The sequence below is a fragment of the Thioalkalivibrio sp. ALE17 genome, from assembly GCF_000425605.1.
In the GTDB taxonomy this organism is placed as follows: domain Bacteria; phylum Pseudomonadota; class Gammaproteobacteria; order Ectothiorhodospirales; family Ectothiorhodospiraceae; genus Thioalkalivibrio.
This window is the reverse complement of sequence record NZ_AUDT01000003.1, coordinates 276,461-294,666: the sequence shown is the minus strand read 5'-3', so window position 1 is coordinate 294,666 and position 18,206 is coordinate 276,461. Positions and strand designations below refer to the sequence as shown.

Here is an 18,206-nt window from a genome sequence, read left to right as displayed (position 1 = left end):
CCGGATCAGAACTGCATGCCCACCTTGCCCATCACGCGCATGTTGTCGGCATCGGCGCGACGGCCGTCGAAGCGGTCACTCTCGGTGAACTGGTAACGCGCCTCCAGCCCCAGAAACCACTGCCGGTCCAGCTGGTACTTCAGGCTGCCACCCAGCTGGGCCGCCCACAGGCCATTGCGGTCGTCATCCAGCTTGGCCCGCACGTAGCCGATGCCGGGACCAAAGCCCAGCGACAGCCGTTCGTTCGGCTCGAACATCCAGTGGCTGTTCACCTCGGCGCTGGTCATCTTGAGCGGGTCGTCGCTGTAACGGCTCACGCTCAGATGATGGCGCAGCACGCCGGTGGCCGGCTGGAACAACTGACAGTTGGCGCCGATCTCGACCCCGTAGGCACCATCGCTGCTGGCATCCGACAGGTCCGGCGAGACCACACCGCCCAGCAGTGCCACGCTGGGCTCCATGCCGCGATCCACCGCACTGGCCTGGGCCACCGGCATGGCCGCCAGCGCCCCCAGGGCGAACATCACCATCGTCTTACGGTACTGCATCGGGCACCTCCTGATTCGAATGAATAAGAAAACTCTAATGGTAGACCAGCCTGACGCGATCTTCATCACATCAGGCAGGACCCGGCGCTCGACATGGAATTTTTCCCGGCCCCGGTGCATCCCCTCTGCCGAACCACGATCGCCGGAAGGCTTCGGGGATCCCCGCAAAAATCGAGGGAACCCTCAAGGGCCCGAGGGCTCGAAGGGGTTGAGCCCGCACGTATCCAGCGTGCGTCGTTCGCTCCAACTGGCAACAAGAAGAACCATCCATTCAGAAAGCAAACGGAGGACCTCATGTCCGATCAACCGAATGCGAACCGTCGTAAGTTCCTGCGCCAGGCATCCGCTGCCGTGGCGGCCATCCCGGTCGTCAGCATGGTGGGCATCTCCTCGGCCAAGGCCGATACGAAAGCCGAAGACGGCCACGCCCACAACTACGTGAACGATGCGGCCGACGCCGACCACGCGGACTACTCCGAAGGCGAGAAGTGCAAGAACTGCGCCTTCTGGGGCGGAGGTGATGACCAGTGGGGTCAGTGCTTCCACGCCGACTTCCAGGGCGTTCAAGTGAACGCCGACGGCTGGTGCGACGAATACGTCGGAGCCTGATCCCGGCCCGCATATCCGGTCCGCGCCCGCGGGCCGGATACTCCCTCTCATGGCCCTCCCCGGCCATGGCTTGCATCCCCGCCACACAACCCCGCAAGCTAGACACCTGATTTCGTAGACCGGCTCCGGCGGGCTCCGCCCTGTGGCCGAAAGGAAACTGCGTGTCCGACCCATTGACCCGGCTGACCCGCATCCCCGCCGGTGAGGCACCCGCCAATGCCAGCGGTTGCCACTGATGGATCTCTCGCTCGCCGGATTCACCGTCCTGTACCTGGTCTATGGCCTGGCCTTCTTCTCGCTTGGCGTAGTCGCTCTCGTCCTGCCCCGCGGGGACGGAACCCTGCCGTTCGCCCGGCATTTCTGGCTGCTGGGTCTGTTCGGCCTGATCCACGGCGCCTACGAATTCCTCCAGGCCGCGGGCTTGCACTATCCGGCGGCGCGCGACCCATGGCTCAATGCCACCTGGCAACTGCTGTCCTACCTGCCGCTTCTGGAGTTCGGGCGCCGCGCCCTGCTCGCGAGTCCATCGCGCCTGCGCCTCGACGCCCTGTGGCTTTATCCGCTGATCGCGGTCGCGGTGCTCCTGCTCGTCGGTATGGCCGAGGACCCGGCGCGCGGGCTGGCCAACGGCGGGCGCTACCTGGTCGGCCTTCCGGGGGCCGTACTGTCCGGCCTGGCGTTCTTGCTTCTGCTGCGGGGGCCCCTCCTGCGCACCCCCGACGCCGACGATCATGCCAGCCAGTACCCGGCCCTGGCCGTCCTCGCCCTGGCCTTCCTCGGCTACGCGCTGATCACGCCGTTTCCGGGCACTGTCGACCCGGCTCTGCCCGAGTGGCTGCCGACCCATGCCGACTTCCTGGAGGCGAGCGGACTGCCGGTGCAGCTGCTGCGCATGTTCGCCGCCCTCCTCGCCGTCATCGGGATGATGACCCTGACCCGCTCGCTGGGCACCCAGCAGGGCGACGACCTGCTACGGGTACTCGACACCCTCGACGGCTTCGTCTATCGCTGCCGCAACAACCCGGACTGGGATGTAATCAACGTCGAGGGTTCCCTGGAGGAACTCACCGGCTACTCGCGCGAAAGGTTCTTTGCGGAGCGCCTCACCTTCAACGATCTGGTGCACCCCGATGATCGCGACCGAGTCTGGCGCGAGGTCTCCGAAGGCCTGCAACGTGACGGCCAGTACCAGATCCAGTGGCGTCTGATCGGACGCAATGGCGGGCAGCGCTGGGTATTCGAACGCGGCGCCGGAATATTCGACGACCGCGGGCGCCTCGAGTACCTGCAGGGGCACGTCATCGATGCCGACGAACTGGTCACCACCGGCGAGATGCTCCGGGCCAGGACCGACCAACTGGAGTCCTTTCGCTCGACGCTGGACCTGACCCTGGACGCGGTGTTCCTGTTCGACGTCGAGACCCTGCGCTTTATCTATGTCAATCAGGGCGCGGTGGACCAGACCGGCATCCCGCGCGAGGAACTGCTCGAACTACACCCCTATGACATCAAGCCGGACTACCCCGAGCCGCGCTTTCGTCAGCTGATCGAGCCGCTGCGCCGCGGCGAGCGTGACCAGTTCCGCTTCGAGACCAGCCATCGCCATCGCGACGGCTTCGAGGTACCGGTCGAGATCTCCCTGCAACTGGTCGCCCCGCGCGGCGAGACCGCACGCTACGTGGCGATCTCGCACGACATCACCCAGCGCAAGCGCAACGAGGAGGCCCTGCTCCAGGCCCTGTCCGAACTGGAAGCCTCGCGCGACGAGCAAACGCGCCTGCTGGAACTGACCCGGCGAGAGCAGGGGCGCATGGCCGCGCTGCTCTCGGCGATGAGCATCGGCATCCTGTTCGAGGACCGCGAGGGCCGGGTGGAATACGTAAACCCGGCCTTCCGGCGCATGTGGGCCATCGGCAGCGAGGTGGAACTGGTGGGTCGTCCCTCGCGCGAGGTACTGGAACATTCCACCCACCGCTTCGCGCGGCCGGATCACGCCTCGCGCCACGTGCTGCACGTGCTGGATACCCACGAGATCAGCGAACGCTTCGAGGTCGACCTGTACGACGGGCGCATCCTCACCCAGGTCTCCTACCCCGTCCACGACACCGACGAGCGTTCCATCGGTCGACTGTGGCTGTACGAGGACGTGACGCACGAGCGCCAGACCGCCCAGCAACTGGTCTACCTCGCAGAACACGACGCGCTGACCGGCCTGTACAACCGCCATCACTTCCAGAAACGCCTGGAACACGTGATCCACAGCGAGCGGCGGCGCAACGGGCGCTTCGCCCTGCTGTACTTCGATCTCGACGAGTTCAAGACCATCAACGACACCTTCGGCCACCGGGCCGGGGATACCGTGCTGGTGCGCGCCGCCGGCGAGATCGCCGCGCTGGTGCGCAGTCAGGATATCTTTGCCCGCCTGGGCGGCGACGAGTTCGCTATCCTGGTGGATCGCGAGTCGGAGCAGGAGCCGATCGAACTGGCCGAACGCGTGGGCCGCGCGATCTCGGCGATCCCGTTCCGCTTCCGCGGCCAGAACTACCGGCTCACCGCCAGCATCGGCATCGCCCACTTTCCGGAGCATGGCGACAACGTCGAGGACCTGGTGGCCCACGCCGACACCGCGATGTACCAGGCGAAGGACCTGGGCAAGAACACGTGGGCGGTATTCGACCGCAGCCGCAATACCGCCGAGCACATGCTGGAACGGATGTCCTGGAGCCAGCGCATCGGCACCGCGCTGGAGCAGGGACACTTCGAGCTGCATTACCAGGGGATCTACGCGGTCGGCGATGGCCACCTGCACCACATGGAGGCCCTGGTACGCATGCGCGACCCGGCGTCCCCGGAGGAAATCGCCATGCCCGGCCAGTTCATCCCGATTGCCGAGAAGACCGGGCAGATCCTCGACATCGACCGCTGGGTGATCCGCGAGAGCATCCGCCGACTGGCCGGGGACCCGGCCATCCCCGGGATCGCGATCAACATCTCCGGGCGCAGCTTCGACGAGCCGGGACTGCCGCAATACATCGCCCACCAGCTGGAACAGCAGGGGGTCGAACCGCGACGGCTGATCATCGAACTGACCGAGACCGCGGCGGTCTCCGAGATGCAGGATGCCCAGCGCTTCATCGAGGCGTTGCAGCACACCGGCTGCACCGTCTGTCTGGACGACTTCGGATCCGGGTTCTCCACCTTCGCCTACCTCAAGTACCTGGGCGTGCAGATCCTGAAGATCGACGGCATGTTCGTGCGCGACCTGCCCAACAACCGCGACAATCAGGCCTTCATCCGCGCGATGGTCGACGTCGCCCGGGGCCTCGACAAGCAGACCGTCGCCGAATGCGTGGAAGACGGCCCGACCCTGGAGATGCTGGCCGAACTGGGCGTGGACATGGCCCAGGGCTACCACCTGCACCGCCCGTCACCGGAGCTCCCCACCGCCCGTACATGAACACTCCGAAGGGGTGCGCACGCCCCCTCAGTCATCCGTGATGGGCAGATACTCGTCGCGGCCCGCGGCCGGCTCCTCGAAGCGAAACCCCACCCCCGCAGGGGCGACCCGGAACACGCCCCGCGCGCGGACCCAGCCCTGATCCAGCACCGTGGCATCCACCCGTTCGAACAGCCGCTGCAGTGCGCGCGCGGTCGCGGCGCGGCGGGCGTAGTCCAGCCCGTGACGCCCCCAGGCCTCGCGCGCGCCCGCCGCGAGCCCCCAGCCCGTCGCCACGAACCCGGCAAGCCACAGCGCGCGCAGGACACCGTCACCCCACTGCGCGCGCAGTTGGGCCATGCCGGCGCGCGAGTCCGAGGCCGCCTCCACCACCGCCATCAGCGACGCGGGCAGCAGTTCGCGCCAGTCATCACTTTCGAAGGCGCCCGTCAGCAGGTCCTCGTCGATGATCTGCACGAAGTCCGGCACCGGATCGGAGCCAGTACGTTCCGCCAGCTGAATCAGCGCCCCCGCCTCGTCGGTATAACCGGACAGGGCGAAACCGCACAGGTGATGGTCGACGATGTCATGCACGAACACCGAGGTCGGGATACGCTCGCCGGTATACGGGGTCGCCGCGATGACGTCCGCGCCACGCCCCGGCAGATCCAGCTTCCAGCCACGCACACCAAAGTCATCCTCCCAGATGTCCGCGTACTCCGCGGGAATGGATACGCCGGCGGCGTCAGTGGCTGCATGCATGTCGGGAATTCGGGACATCGGCTTGGGCCCTCCTGGACGATTGCTCCTTGCACTTTACCGACCGGTCAACTAGTGTGCAAAGGCATGACAGCGCCCCCAACCCCAACCCCGACCCACCGGGCCCGCGTCGACAGCCGCGACGCACTCTTGAGGGCTGCGCGCGAACTGATCGTCGGTCGCAGCTACAGCGCCGTCGGCATTGCCGAGATCTGTGCCCATGCCGGCGTGCGCAAGGGCAGCCTGTACCACTTCTTCCCCGGCAAGGAGGCGCTCACCCTGGCGATGCTGGACGCCCTCTACGCCGACTTCGAGCGCGAGGTGCTGATCCCGGGGCTCGCCGGCGCCAACGGCCTGCACGCCCGGATCGAGGCGTTCGTCCATGCGATCCACGCCTTCGAGACCCGCATGCAGGCGGAATCCGGCCAGCTGCCCGGCTGCCCCTTCGGCAACCTGGCCGTGGAGATGGGGACCCACAACGCGACCCTGCGCCGGGCGATTCGGGGGCACCTGGACGCCGTCACCGCCCATTTCCGTTCCGTATTGGACGAGGCCGTTCAGGACGGCGAACTACCCGGCGATACCAACACCGAGGCGCTGGCCGAACAGTGGCTGGCCCTGATGGAAGGGATCCTGGTGATGGCCAAGGCCGACCAGGACCCGGCGACGGTTCTGCGCCTGGGCCCGGCGCTGGTCACACTCCTGACCCACCCGCCCCCGGAGGTACCCCATGCGCGATGAACGCTTCCCCCTGCACGACGCCGCTAGCGCCCCGGAGGCGCAAGCCGTATTCGACCGAGCCGAACAAACCTTCGGCATGGTCCCCAACCTGATCCGCAAGATGGCCAGCGCGCCGGCCCTGGCCGAGGCCTACCTGGCGCTCCACGACCTGCTGCAGAAGACGTCGCTGAGCCCCACCGAACAGGGCGTCCTGCTGCTGACCGTCAGCCGCTACCACGAATGCGAGTACTGCATGGCCGCACACAGCATGACCGGTCGCATGACCGGCGTACCCGACCATGTCATCGCCGCGCTGCTCGAGGACCGCGTGATCGACGACCCTCAGCTGGAGGCCCTGCGCCAGTTCACCCGCGCCATGCTCGAACAGCGCGGCTGGGTTGACGAGCCCACCCAGCAGGCCTTTCTGGACGCCGGGCACACTCCCGCGCAGATGCTGGAGGTCATCCTGGCGATCGGCCTGAAGACCCTGTCCAACTACACCAACCACATCGCCGGCACCCCGGTCGACGCGCCCATGGCCAGCGAACGCTGGAGCGCAACCGCGCGTTGACCGCGCATGCCGTAGCCGATGATGCGATTGCGGCATGCACCGCGCAGCGGCAAGGTAGGGCCTCGCTCCCGACCGCCAGCCCGCCTGCATGCCGCCACGCTCGCGCATCCTCCTGCTCTCCGCCTACCGGGCCGACAGTCACGCCGCCTGGGTCGACTGGCTGACCACGACCTTCGGTCAATTCGACTGGGAGGTGCTGGAACTGCCCGGGCGGCACTTCCGCTGGCGCATCCGCGGCAACCCGGTCTCCTGGCTGGACCGGCTCGCGGGCGTGGAGGCCGATGCGGTCATCGCCACCTCGATGGTGGACCTGGCCACCTTGCGCGGCCTGCATCCGTCACTCGCCCGGCCACCCACGCTGTACTACGTGCACGAAAACCAGTTCGCCTACCCGGTCGGCCGCGACCAGGTGGATTCCGTGGACCCCCAGATGGTGCAGATCTACGCGGCACTGGCGGCGGACCGCGTGGCCTTCAACTCCGCCTTCAACCGCGACTCGTTCCTGGATGGCATGGACGCCCTGCTCTCGCGGATGCCGGATCATGTCCCTGACGGCCTGCGCACCCGGCTGCAGGCACGCAGCGAGGTCCTGCCCGTCCCGGTCGCGCCACCCACCGCGGCGGACAACCCGCGCGATCCGCGCCTGATCCTGTGGAATCACCGCTGGGAGTATGACAAGGCGCCGGAGGTGTTCGTCGAGGCGCTGCTACGGCTGCGGGAGGCCGGCGTGGACTTCCGGCTCGCCCTGCTGGGGGCGCGGCCCGCGCAACCCCCCGAGGCCCTGCAGCGACTGCGCGCCGCCCTCGGGGACCGCATCGTGGCGGATGACAAGCTGCCGCGCCGGGAATACGAAGACCTGCTGGGCCGCGCGGGCATCGTCGTCAGCACCGCCCTGCACGAGTTCCAGGGACTCGCGGTACTGGAGGCCACGGCCGCCGGGGCGACGCCACTGGTCCCGGATGCCCTGGCCTACCGCGAGCAGTATCCCGACATCTGCCGCTATCCCGCCGGCGATGGCGCGGCCCTGACCGAGCGCCTGCAACATTGGCTGCAACAGGGAACGCCGCCGGCACCGGACGTGCGCGCCTGGCTGCCGGCTCGGCTGGAACCGCGCTGGCAGCAGGCGCTGGATGCACTGGTCGCGGGCAACGCCCGCCGGCCCGGGATCAGTCGCGCCTGACCACGATCCGGTCGGACGGGAGCTCGTCCTCGGCCACGAAGACCGGGCGGATCACGTCGCGGTAGTTGCGAATGCGCTGCACGTAGTACACCGGCTGGTAGCCGCGGGCGTAGCCGAAGCGCAGGTTCTGGTAGTAGCGCTCCTCGGTCAGCAGCGGCAGGGTCTCGCGCATGACGGCCCAGCGATCCGGATCACGCCCCAGCTCGCGCGCCAGCCGGCGCGCATCCAGCAGGTGCCCGCGGCCGATGTTGTAGGCCGCCAGCGCCAGGTAGGTGCGGTCGGGCTCGTCAATATCGTCGGGCAGCAGTTCGTGCTGGCGCTGCAGGTAGCGCGCCCCGCCGTCGATGCTCTGCACCGGGTCCAGGCGATCCACCCCCAGGGACTCGGCCGTGCGCTGCGTCAGCATCATCAGACCGCGCACACCGGTGGGGCTGCGCGCCTCCGGATCCCAGTGCGACTCCTGGTAGGCCAGGGCCGCCAGCAGATCGGCCGGCAGATCGGTGCGTTCGGCCGCCTCCTCGAAATACGGCCGGTACTGCGGCAGGCGGTCCTCGATGCGCCGGTTGAGCGCCCGCAGGTCGACAAAGTCGAACTGATCGATGTAGGCGTAGTAGCGCTCGTCCACGAGTTCGCGCAGTTCCCGGCCGCCATCACCTTGCATCCAGTCGCCCGCCAGTTCAGCCAGCGCCTCCTGGTCCGGCTGTACGTACCAGCCCAGGGTGCGCGGCTCGGACAGATCGAAGGCAATGTCGAGATGCGGGAAGGAGCGGCGGTTGTAGCGCACGATATGCGAGTCGGCCACGGTGCAGTCGATCTCCTGCCGGGCGACCTGCGCCATCAGCCGCTCGGTACCGATCTCGCGGACCTCGAACCCGGCCGCTTCCGGAAGCACTTGCTCCAGGGTCTCCACGTAGCTGCTGCCGGCCGAGACCACCAGATCCACCGAGCCCAGGTCGTCCGCCGATTCAGGCATGGCATCGAAGTCGCGATGGCAGACCACCTGCTCGGTGATCTCCATGTACTCGGGGCCGCGTCGGAAGCGCTCGTCCCGTGAGGCGAGATGGGTCAGCCCCGCCGCGGCCATATGCGCCTCGCCGGAGGCCAGCGTCTCGAGCACACCGGAGACCGATTCGGCCATGACCCACTCCACCTGCCAGCCATGCGCCTGGGCAAAGCCCTCGACCAGATCATGCTCCGTGCCCGCCGCTTCCAGATGCTGGTCAAAGTACCAGGTGGTGGGGGCATTGCGGGTCACTACGCGCAGCGTGCCGGTCTCCTCCACCGGCGCCAGCCGCTCGCCGGCGCTGGCATTCGAGACCATCGAGTCGGATTGCCCGTCCTCGGCGCCACAACCCGCGAGCAGCGCCAGCAGTACGGCGGGCAGCAGCGCGCGGCCCTGTCCGCGGGATGACGGGCGCCAGCCCGCGGCGGCGCGATCATTCGGTTCATGCATTCCGGTTTCCTTCCCGTCGACAGGCCGCGCGGATTGGCTGACCCCGTCCATGACGGATCCATGAATGTCCGATACAGAGACTAGGGTTTTGCGGAATGGTTCTCAAAAATACCCACGACGAAGGGGTTGCCATCCCTTGCGGAGGCCACCGCTGGTGGGCGGCCCAGCCGCGTGCCCTGTACAGTCGAACCCTTCGCCACCGTGCTTTTCGGGGAACGCAGCGACCTCGGCACACTCCAACACTCCGTTACCCGCAAGGAGCGCGACATCATGGCCATCGAATCCCTTCTCCTCCTCCTGCTCATCGGCGGCATCGCTGGCTGGCTCGCCGGACTGCTGGTGCACGGCTCCGGGCAGGGCATCCTGCTCAACATCGTGGTCGGCGTGATCGGGGCCTTCCTCGGTGGCTGGCTGTTCACCCAGCTCGGGGTCCAGGCCGGCGGGCTGATCGGCAGCCTCGCCGCCGCCACCGTCGGCGCCGTACTTCTGCTGGGCCTGCTCCGGCTGATTCACAAGGCCTGACCGATGACCCAGATCCTTGGAATCATTCTGCTGGTCGGGGGCCTGATCGCCGCCATTGTGGGCCTGCAGGATGCCTTCGGCATGCGCGAGCGCGCGGCACGCCTGATCCTCGGCCGCTTTACCCGGCGCACCCTCGCGCTGCTGATCGGCGGCGGCATGGCCGCGCTGGTGGGCCTGATCCTTGTGACCTGACCGAAAAACGTGATGCGGTTGGCATCATCTCCCCGGAATCGGTAGTGTCCGCTGCGGGGAGTCCGCGCCGCGTGCGCCAGACCGACCGCGGCCTCCCTCCAGAACAAAACAACCAGGGGGAGACCGCATGACCTTGAAGCCTTCGCGCCGTCTGGCGCTTGCCGCCGCCGTCAGCACCGTCCTGTTCGCCACACCCACGACCCTGCTGGCCGCGGGCTTTTACCTGCAGGAGCAAGGGGTCTCCGGTCTCGGCCGCGCCTATGCCGGCGAGGCCGCCATCGCCTCCGATGCCAGCACCATCTACTTCAACCCGGCCGGCATGACCCGCCTGGAACGCAACGAGGTGCAGGCAGGCGTGTATCTGCTGGCCCCCGAGGCCAAGGTCAGGCGCAGCAGCTCCACCATCAATGGAGCCCCGTACGAGGGCCGCGACGGCAACAACCCCTACGACCCGACCCCGATCCCCAACCTGTACTGGGCAGAGCAGTACTCCGAACGCGTCTGGCTGGGCTTTGGCCTCAGCGCGCCCTTCGGCCTGAAGAACGAATACAACGATGACTTCTTCGCCCGCTACGACTCGCTGGAATCCGACCTGCAGGTGCTGAACCTGCAGCCCAGCATCGCCTTCGACCTGACCGACCGCATCTCCATCGGCGGCGGCCTCGACCTGCAGTACGCCGACGCGACCCTGCGCAGCGCCATCCCCGGCGGCTTCCCGCCCACGCCCGCCAGCGATGGCGAATTCAAGCTCGAGGGCGACAACTGGGATATCGGCTTCAACATCGGGATGCTGTTCGATCTGGGCGATGACACCCGCCTCGGCATCCATTACCGCGACGGCATCACCCACACCCTGAGCGGCACGGCGACCATCACCGAGCCCGCGGGCGGGCCTGTCTCCGTGCTGCCCGGGCAGGCCGACCTGAAGCTGCCTGATATCGCATCCATCGGCATCCGCCACCGCTTCAATGACCGCTGGACCGGCCTGGCTCAGTACACCTGGTTCAACTGGTCGAACTTCGACGAGATCCGCATCCAGCTGCCGCAGGGCAACGAACAGGTGCTGGAACAGAACTACCGCAACAGCTACGCCCTGGCGGTCGGAGCCGAGTACGAAATGAACCCGCGCTGGACCCTGCGCGGCGGCATCCAGTATGACCAGACCCCGACCCAGACCGACGGCCGCAGCACACGCACTCCGGATGGCGACCGCACCTGGTTCTCCATCGGAGCCACCTTAACCAGCAGTGACCGCTTCACCTTCGACTTCGGCTACAGCTACATCCACATCGGCAGCGAGGACCTGGACGTCACCCGGGGCTTCGATTCCAGCGGGGATGGACAGGCGGATACCTTTGTGAACATGCAGGGCACCACCTCGGGTCACGTGCACGTACTGGCCGCCGCCATGCGCTACCACTTCTAGTAACGCCACCGATACCGGGGCCGGGCATTCGCCCGACCCTGGCGCTCACCGCGCAAGCTCCACGTCGCAGGCCGCCGCCAGCGCGCGGCGGTCGGCCTCGCTCAGGTCGCGCCGTCCGGCATTGGCCTCCCCCAGCATCGCATGCATCACGGCCGCCGGGTCGTCCACGTGATCGATCCCCAGGGCATGACCCAGCTCGTGCGCCAGCGTCAGGCGCAACTCATCGGCGTCACTCGCCTTGAACACGGTGATCGAGCGCCGCGCCCCGTGCTGCTCGTACACCGCCATGTCGAAGGCCCCGGTCGTACCGATCTCGCGGTTGAGCCCCGCGACCCGATCGTTGAACCCATCGATCTCGCGCTCCAGTGCCCGGATGTCGCGGTTGAGCTCGTCACGGCGCTGTTCCAGCGTGCGCCGGCGCTGATCGAGGTCGTCACCGGCGCGGTCCAGCGCCCGGCGCTGCCGCTCCAGACGTTCGCGGTTCCCCGCGCTGTGCGCCATGCGACCGGCATTCCAGGCGGCCACCGCCTGCTCGTATTCACGCTGGCGCGCCTGGAAATCCTCGAGATGACGCTGATAGCCCGCGGCATCCGCCGCCAGCGCCGAGTGGCGATGATCCAGGCGCTCCTCGCGCTCGGCGATCCCCCGCTGGAGGCGGTCCAGTTCCGCGCGGGCACGGTCCCGGCTCTCGGCTCCTGCCTGGCGCTCGTCGAACACCAGCCGCACCGGCATACCCTCGTCGTCACGCTGGCGGAAGAGCACGTCCGGCGTCTGCCCGTCCCACATCCGGACGGCCGCATCCAGGGCCGTCTGCACCGCGTCGCGCTCCAGGCGGAAGCGCGGATCCACGCCCGCCAGGTGCAGGGTGACCGGCACCTCGCAGCGCGGCGCGGCCAGGTGCGCGTGCCCGCCGGACGAGCCCGGCAACGGCCCCTCCTGCCACAGCACACCCCCCAGCGCGAGCGCGCCGACACCCCCGACCAGCCACAACGGCAATGCCATCGCGTTCCCTCCGAGTGAACCCTTGTAGAACCACTGATCAATGTTTCCTTAAGGTGCCAGTGCGCGGTCGCGGAGACCAGCGTTTGCCCCGTCATGGCGGGGCAGGCACCATTGAACGATCGCCTTACCCCGTTTCAGGAGACTGTCATGCTGCGCATCCTTTTCGCCGCCCTGCCCCTCGTGGCCCTGCCGCTGGCCGCCCAGGCCGACACCCCGAACATCCAGCCGGGCCTGTGGGAAAACCAGAACACCATGATCATGGAAGGCATGGGCAACATGCCGGACCAGACCGAGACCACGACCGAGTGCGTCACCCAGGAAGACATCGATCGCGGCGAAAGCATTATCGAGGCGCCGGAGGGCTGCACCCTGGATCAGATGGACATGACCGCCGACCGCATGGACTACACCATGAGCTGCACCGACCCGCAGGGCGGCCAGATGCAGATGGAGGGCAGCATGCGCTTCATGGGCGATCGCGCCGAGGGCGAAATGACCAGCGAGATGGACACCCCGATGGGCCCGATGAACGTGCGCATGGAAATGCGCGGCCAACGCATCGGCGACTGCTGATTCCCCCTGTATTCACCACGAAGCACACGAAGACACGAAGAAGGGCCAGGTCAAGAGCCTGTCTACTACAGAGGTCACAGAGGTCACGGAGGACACAGAGAGATAAAGGGGACATATAGGGCGGGCGGCTGACCCTGATCGCCGCTCGCCCTATTTCAGCGCAACGGGATGGCAGGCTGTTCCGGAGCAAGCGGGAAGCAGTTCCTGGTCCCGATCTGATCTCAACGGATCATTCCATCGCCCCTCCCCTTGAAGCCTTTCGGATTTCTCCGCGGTCTCTGCGCACTCCGTGGTCAATCCGACTTTGAATTTCTTCGTGCCTTCGTGTGCTTCGTGGTAGCCACGCCCTGAAAGAGCTACGTCCTGCGCCAGAGGAGGATCTGGTTGTTGGCGGGGAGGTCAATGACCGCCTCGGGTGCGAGTCCGGCGGCGGTGGCGAGCGCGTCCAGGTCGGCGCGGTCGCGCACGCCCATGCCCGGGTCCTGCGCCCGCAGCATCTGGTCGAAGCGCGCGTTGGATTCGGCGGTGTGGGCCCCGTCGTGGGCGAACGGGCCATACAGGGCGAACAGCCCGTCCGGCGCCAGCACCCGAGCCACGCCGGCGAACAGCGCCGCGACCGCCGGCCAGTGCATGATGTGCACGGTGTTGGCGCTGTAGACGTATTCGAACGGCCTCTCCGGCCAGGGGTCCCGCAGCACGTCCAGTGGCCGTGCCGGCCGCAGGTTGGGCACGGCGGCATCGCGCCGCCAGGCCTCTACACCGGGCAGATTCTCGGCCACATCACTGGGATGCCAGTCCAGGTGGGGAAGCGCCGCGGCGAAGTGCACCGCGTGCTGCCCCGTTCCGGCGCCGATCTCCAGCACCCGACCGTGGGCAAGAAAGCGCTCGCGCAGCACCTCCAGGATCGGCGCGCGGTTCTGTTCCGCCGCCGGGGCATAGGGCTTGTCACTGGCCATCGTATCCATCCATCCGGAAAAGCAGGCCGGGTATTCTGGACGCCTCGCGAGCGCACTGCCATGATCGGGAGACACCTTTTCCCAGGCACCCTGCCGATGCCCCGCTCCCGGTTATCCCTGCCCCTCGTACTCGTCCTGCTGCTGGTTCTGGCCAGCGATGCCCTGGCGCGAGAGATGGCCACTGATCCGGATCGCCTGCTGCCGGTCGAGCTGGCCACCGTCGGGGTGGACGCCAACTCCGGCGCCCCCATCGCGTTGCTGCGCCACCCGGCCTCCGGCGAGGTGGTGCCCATCGTGATCGGCACCGATCAGGCCCGCGCGATCCTGCTCGCGATGCACGAGGTCCCGCTGTCGCGCCCGCAGACCCACGATCTGATGATCGACCTGCTGGAGCAACTGAACGCCCGCCTGGAGCGGGTGATCGTGGACGGCCTGGAAAACGGCACCTATCTCGGCTGGCTGGAGGTGCGTGTGGCCGGCGACGACGAGCCGCGGATGATCGACACCCGTCCCAGCGACGCGCTCGCCCTGGCCGTTCGCAGCGGGGCGGCGATCCACGTCGCCCCGGAGATCCTCGAGGCGGAGGTGCCCTTCGACTACACGCCGCCGGGCGAGGACGAGGTCGTCACCGCCCTGGGCATCACCGTAGTCGAGGCCCGCGACGACCTGCGCGAGGCCCTGCAACTGCCCGACGAACCCGGCGTTCTGGTCAGCCGCGCGACCGGGCGGGCCGCCACCGCGGGACTGAGCCACGGGGCCCTGATCCTGGAGGTGAACGGCCGCGTGCCCGCCACCCCGATGGACTTCCTCGAGGCGGTCTCGGCTACCGCCGATGGCGCGGAGGCCGAGATCCGCTTCTGGCTGGACGGCGACACCCGGACGATCACCCTGCCCACGGACGTCCCCGCTATCGAGGAGTCCGACGACGCCCTGACCGTCTGAGCCAAGCCGGAACGGACGTGGGTCAGTCCCCCTGCGGTAACCGCGGGCGCAACCAGTCGAGCGTGGCGGTGGTCGCCGGATCGTGTGCGGCGGGCGTCGCCCCCGGCTCCAGATCCGCGAGGATCTGGCCGGCCAACTGCTTGCCCAGCTCCACCCCCCACTGGTCGAAGGCGTTGATACCCCACAGCGTGGCCAGCACGTAGATCTTGTGCTCGAACAGCGCGATCAGCGCGCCCAGCGTGGCCGGGTCCAGGCGTTCCAGCAGGATCAGCGTGCTCGGCCGGTTGCCGGGGAAGCTCCGGTGCGGCGCCAGGGCGTCGATCGCCTCCGGCGACTGTCCCGCCGCCGCCATCTCCGCGCGCACCGCGCCCTCGTCCTTGCCCGTCGCCAGCGCCTCCGCCTGCGCGACCAGGTTGGCCATCAGCAACGGATGCTGCGCCGGCAGGTCGTGCTCGGGGCGCGCCACGCCAATGAACTCGGCCGGGATGAAGCGCGTGCCCTGATGCAGCAGCTGGAAGAAGGCATGCTGGCCGTCGGTCCCCACCGCGCCCCAGACCACCGCACCGGTATCGTCCATCACCACCTGGCCGTCCAGCCCCACGCGCTTGCCCAGGCTCTCCATCTCCGCCTGCTGCAGGTACGGGGGCAGCAGCGACAGGCGTTCGTCGTAGGGCAGCACTGCGCGCGACTGCGCGCCCAGCAGATTCTGGTTCCACAGATCCACCAGCGCCATGCGTACCGCGGCGTTCTGCGCGATCGGCGCGCGCCGGACGTGCTCGTCCACGGCGTGCGCGCCGCCGAGGAAGGCACGAAAGCCGTCCATGCCCAGCAGCAGTGCCACCGGCAGCCCGATGGTGGACCACACGGAGTAGCGCCCGCCGACCCAGTCCCAGAAACCGAACATGTTGTCCGGGTCGATGCCGAATTCGGTCACCCGCTCGCGCGCGGTGGACACCGCCACGAAGTGGCGCGCCACGGCCGAGTCGTCCGGTGCATGGCGCAGCAGCCAGGCGCGGGCCGCGCGGGCGTTGGTCAGGGTCTCCTGGGTGCCGAAGGTCTTGGAGGCGACGATGAACAGCGTGGTCTCCGGATCGGCCTCGCGCAGCACGGCGGAGAGGGCCGCGCCGTCCACGTTGGAGACGAACTGGACCGCCAGCGGCGCGCCTTCGGACGTCGCCCGCGCGTGCGGCGCCAGCGCCCGGCAGACCATGCGCGGCCCGAGGTCGGAACCGCCGATGCCAATGTTCACCACCCGCTGGATCGGACGTCCACTGTAGCCCCGGTGGGTACCGTCGTGGACCTGTTGCACGAAGGCCTCGACCCGGTCCAGCTGGGCATGCACCTGGGGCACGACATCGTGGCCATCCACCTCGCAGCGCGCCTCGCGCGGCAGACGCAGGGCGGTGTGCAGCGCCGCCCTGCCCTCGGTGGTGTTGACCCGTTCGCCGGCGAACAGCGCGCGCAGCGCCTCCGGCACCTCGCAGGCCGCGGCCCGCTCGAAGAGCGCATCCCAGGCCGGGGCGTCCAGGCGCTGACGCGTCCAGTCCAGGCGCATGCCGACGATTTCCTGCACATCCCGCTGCACCCGGTCGGGATCGCGCGCGAACAGATCGCGCAAGGTCTCGCCCTCCAGCCGGCGGGCCTCGACCCGCAGGGCACTCTCCATCCCCGTATCCCGTCCTGTCGTCATTCCATGCCCCCGCTTGTCCTGTTCCCCAGAGTGCCGCCCGGTCCCCTGCGTTACAATCCATAGAAACCATCCGGCGCCGCCGGTTCCGTTCCCGGGGAACTCTTCATGCGCATCCTGTTCGCCAGCAGCGAGGCCTACAGCCTGGTCAAGACCGGCGGGCTCGCCGATGTCAGTGCCAGCCTGCCCGCCGCCCTGCGCCGCCGACGCCAGGATGTGCGCCTGGTCCTGCCCGGTTATCCCGAGGCCTGCCGCAACCTGGTGGATGCCACCCCGCGCCCGGGTCCGGACAACGCCCCGTGGCAGATCCTCGAGGGCCGCCTGCCCGGCACTCGCGTGCCGGTCTACCTGATCGACTGGCCGGAGTACTTCCAGCGCGCCGGCAATCCGTACAGTGCCAGCAACGGCATGGACTGGCCGGACAACGCCCAGCGCTTCGCCGGTTTCGCCCGCGCCATCGTCGCCCTCGCGCGCGACGAGGCCGGGCTGGACTGGACCCCGGAGCTCATCCACCTGAACGACTGGCAGACCGGCCTCGTACCGCTGCTGCTGGACCCGGAGCGCACCGGCATCGAGCGCCCGCGGACCGTATTCACCATTCACAACCTGGCCTACCAGGGCCTATTCCCGGCCAGCACCCTGCAGGAGCTGAACCTGCCCGCGGACCTGTGGCACCCGGAGGCGCTGGAGTTTCACGACCAGCTGTCGTTCATGAAGGCTGCCCTGGTCTTTGCCGACGCCATCACCACGGTCTCGCCGACCTATGCCCGCGAGATCCAGGAGCCAGCCTCCGGCATGGGCCTGGACGGCGTGCTGCGCGCCCGCGCCGCGGACCTGCACGGCATCCTCAACGGGGTCGACTACCGCGACTGGGACCCGGCGCGCGACCGCCATATCGCCGCGCGCTACAGCGCCGACGACCTCGCCGGCAAGGCCGCCAACAAGGCCGCGCTACAGACCCGCCTGGGCCTGGAACCGGACCCGGACATCCCGCTGCTGGGCCACGTGGGCCGCATGGTCGAGCAGAAGGGCGTGGACCTGCTGCATGCCGCCTGCACCCCGCTGCTGGAGGCCGGGCGCATCCAGCTGGCCCTGGTCGGCTCCGGCCAGAAGGACCTGGAACACGCCACCGGCGCCCTGGCGCGCGCCTATCCCGGCCGGGTCGGGGTGCACATCGGCTATGACGAGCCCCTGGCCCACCAGATCGAGGCCGGCGCCGACCTGTTCCTGATGCCCTCGCGCTTCGAACCCTGCGGTCTCAACCAGCTCTACAGCCTGCGCTACGGCACCCCGCCGGTGGTCCACGCCACCGGGGGCCTGGCGGACACCGTGGTCGACGCCACACCCGATCATCTGGACGCCGGCACGGCCACGGGATTCAGCTTCTCGCCGGACAGCGTGGCCGCCCTCGGCGGCGCGCTGGAGCGCGCCCTGGGGCTGTACGCCGCCCGCGGCGACGGCCGCTGGGAACAACTGATGCGCACCGGCATGGCCCGCGACTTCGGCTGGAACGCGAGCGCCGACGCCTATCTCGCCCTGTACCGCGAACAGCTCCCGCGCCGCAGCCGGCGTGCGAAGGCCGCATCTGCGCTATAATCGCGTCCTTTTCGCGACCTCCCGACCCCAACCG

17 protein-coding genes are annotated in these 18,206 nt (G+C 68.4%); 11 read left to right on the top strand and 6 right to left on the bottom strand.

Annotation, left to right across the window (positions count from 1 at the left end; translation table 11 throughout):
* Positions 1 to 5: 5 nt before the first annotated feature.
* Positions 6 to 548 (bottom strand): outer membrane beta-barrel protein, encoded by a 543-nt coding sequence (locus tag H609_RS0104675; protein ID WP_018875589.1) that lies wholly within the window; start codon positions 546 to 548, stop codon positions 6 to 8.
* Between the two features lie 294 nt (positions 549 to 842).
* On the opposite strand from H609_RS0104675, the gene H609_RS0104670 reads away from it, so the two are divergent.
* Complete coding sequence (locus tag H609_RS0104670) at positions 843 to 1,157, top strand: high-potential iron-sulfur protein (protein WP_018867881.1); 315 nt, start codon at positions 843 to 845, stop codon at positions 1,155 to 1,157.
* 235 nt (positions 1,158 to 1,392) lie between these two features.
* The gene (locus H609_RS0104665; RefSeq protein WP_028484414.1) at positions 1,393 to 4,614 is read left to right on the top strand and encodes an EAL domain-containing protein; all 3,222 of its coding nucleotides are present in this window, start codon (positions 1,393 to 1,395) and stop codon (positions 4,612 to 4,614) included.
* Positions 4,615 to 4,641: 27 nt separating this feature from the next.
* Here the strand turns inward: H609_RS0104665 and H609_RS0104660 are convergent, their stop codons facing one another.
* A complete protein-coding gene (locus H609_RS0104660) occupies positions 4,642 to 5,355 on the bottom strand; it encodes a hypothetical protein (protein WP_038036073.1) in 714 nt (237 codons plus the stop codon).
* Between the two features lie 84 nt (positions 5,356 to 5,439).
* Between H609_RS0104660 and H609_RS0104655 the strand changes: the two genes are divergently transcribed.
* The 3 genes from H609_RS0104655 to H609_RS0104645 all read left to right on the top strand — a co-directional run bounded on the left by H609_RS0104655 (position 5,440) and on the right by H609_RS0104645 (position 7,823).
* Positions 5,440 to 6,093 (top strand): TetR/AcrR family transcriptional regulator, encoded by a 654-nt coding sequence (locus tag H609_RS0104655; RefSeq protein WP_026280779.1) that lies wholly within the window; start codon positions 5,440 to 5,442, stop codon positions 6,091 to 6,093.
* Positions 6,083 to 6,643 carry a carboxymuconolactone decarboxylase family protein gene (locus tag H609_RS0104650; RefSeq protein WP_028484412.1) on the top strand — a complete coding sequence of 187 codons (561 nt, stop codon included), beginning with the start codon at positions 6,083 to 6,085 and terminating at the stop codon, positions 6,641 to 6,643. Before H609_RS0104655 ends, H609_RS0104650 begins: the two co-directional genes overlap by 11 nt.
* An 88-nt stretch (positions 6,644 to 6,731) precedes the next feature.
* A complete protein-coding gene (locus tag H609_RS0104645) occupies positions 6,732 to 7,823 on the top strand; it encodes a DUF3524 domain-containing protein (RefSeq protein WP_028484411.1) in 1,092 nt (363 codons plus the stop codon).
* On the opposite strand, the gene mltF is transcribed toward H609_RS0104645, so the two are convergent.
* Positions 7,810 to 9,276, bottom strand: a complete 1,467-nt coding sequence (gene mltF / locus H609_RS0104640; RefSeq protein WP_028484410.1) for a membrane-bound lytic murein transglycosylase MltF — start codon at positions 9,274 to 9,276, stop codon at positions 7,810 to 7,812. The genes H609_RS0104645 and mltF overlap by 14 nt on opposite strands.
* Positions 9,277 to 9,546: 270 nt before the next feature.
* On the opposite strand from mltF, the gene H609_RS0104635 reads away from it, so the two are divergent.
* From H609_RS0104635 to H609_RS0104625, 3 genes are all read left to right on the top strand, one after another.
* A complete protein-coding gene (locus H609_RS0104635; RefSeq protein WP_018879795.1) occupies positions 9,547 to 9,798 on the top strand; it encodes a GlsB/YeaQ/YmgE family stress response membrane protein in 252 nt (83 codons plus the stop codon).
* Positions 9,799 to 9,801: 3 nt separating this feature from the next.
* Complete coding sequence (locus H609_RS0104630; protein WP_018881259.1) at positions 9,802 to 9,990, top strand: DUF3185 family protein; 189 nt, start codon at positions 9,802 to 9,804, stop codon at positions 9,988 to 9,990.
* A 127-nt stretch (positions 9,991 to 10,117) separates the two neighbouring features.
* On the top strand, positions 10,118 to 11,416 hold the full coding sequence (locus tag H609_RS0104625) for an OmpP1/FadL family transporter (RefSeq protein ID WP_018875582.1): 1,299 nt from the start codon (positions 10,118 to 10,120) through the stop codon (positions 11,414 to 11,416).
* A gap of 45 nt (positions 11,417 to 11,461) precedes the next feature.
* On the opposite strand, the gene H609_RS0104620 is transcribed toward H609_RS0104625, so the two are convergent.
* Complete coding sequence (locus tag H609_RS0104620; protein ID WP_028484409.1) at positions 11,462 to 12,418, bottom strand: matrixin family metalloprotease; 957 nt, start codon at positions 12,416 to 12,418, stop codon at positions 11,462 to 11,464.
* Between the two features lie 147 nt (positions 12,419 to 12,565).
* On the opposite strand from H609_RS0104620, the gene H609_RS0104615 reads away from it, so the two are divergent.
* A complete protein-coding gene (locus H609_RS0104615) occupies positions 12,566 to 12,991 on the top strand; it encodes a DUF3617 domain-containing protein (RefSeq protein WP_018879792.1) in 426 nt (141 codons plus the stop codon).
* 356 nt (positions 12,992 to 13,347) lie between these two features.
* On the opposite strand, the gene H609_RS0104610 is transcribed toward H609_RS0104615, so the two are convergent.
* Positions 13,348 to 13,947, bottom strand: a complete 600-nt coding sequence (locus tag H609_RS0104610; protein WP_028484408.1) for a DUF938 domain-containing protein — start codon at positions 13,945 to 13,947, stop codon at positions 13,348 to 13,350.
* 96 nt (positions 13,948 to 14,043) lie between these two features.
* On the opposite strand from H609_RS0104610, the gene H609_RS0104605 reads away from it, so the two are divergent.
* Complete coding sequence (locus H609_RS0104605; RefSeq protein ID WP_018867894.1) at positions 14,044 to 14,889, top strand: bifunctional nuclease domain-containing protein; 846 nt, start codon at positions 14,044 to 14,046, stop codon at positions 14,887 to 14,889.
* Positions 14,890 to 14,911: 22 nt separating this feature from the next.
* Here H609_RS0104605 and pgi read toward each other — a convergent pair whose 3' ends face one another.
* A complete protein-coding gene (gene pgi, locus H609_RS0104600; RefSeq protein ID WP_028484407.1) occupies positions 14,912 to 16,555 on the bottom strand; it encodes a glucose-6-phosphate isomerase in 1,644 nt (547 codons plus the stop codon).
* Positions 16,556 to 16,684: 129 nt separating this feature from the next.
* Between pgi and glgA the strand changes: the two genes are divergently transcribed.
* The gene (gene glgA, locus H609_RS0104595) at positions 16,685 to 18,172 is read left to right on the top strand and encodes a glycogen synthase GlgA (RefSeq protein ID WP_028484406.1); all 1,488 of its coding nucleotides are present in this window, start codon (positions 16,685 to 16,687) and stop codon (positions 18,170 to 18,172) included.
* Positions 18,173 to 18,206 lie beyond the last annotated feature (34 nt).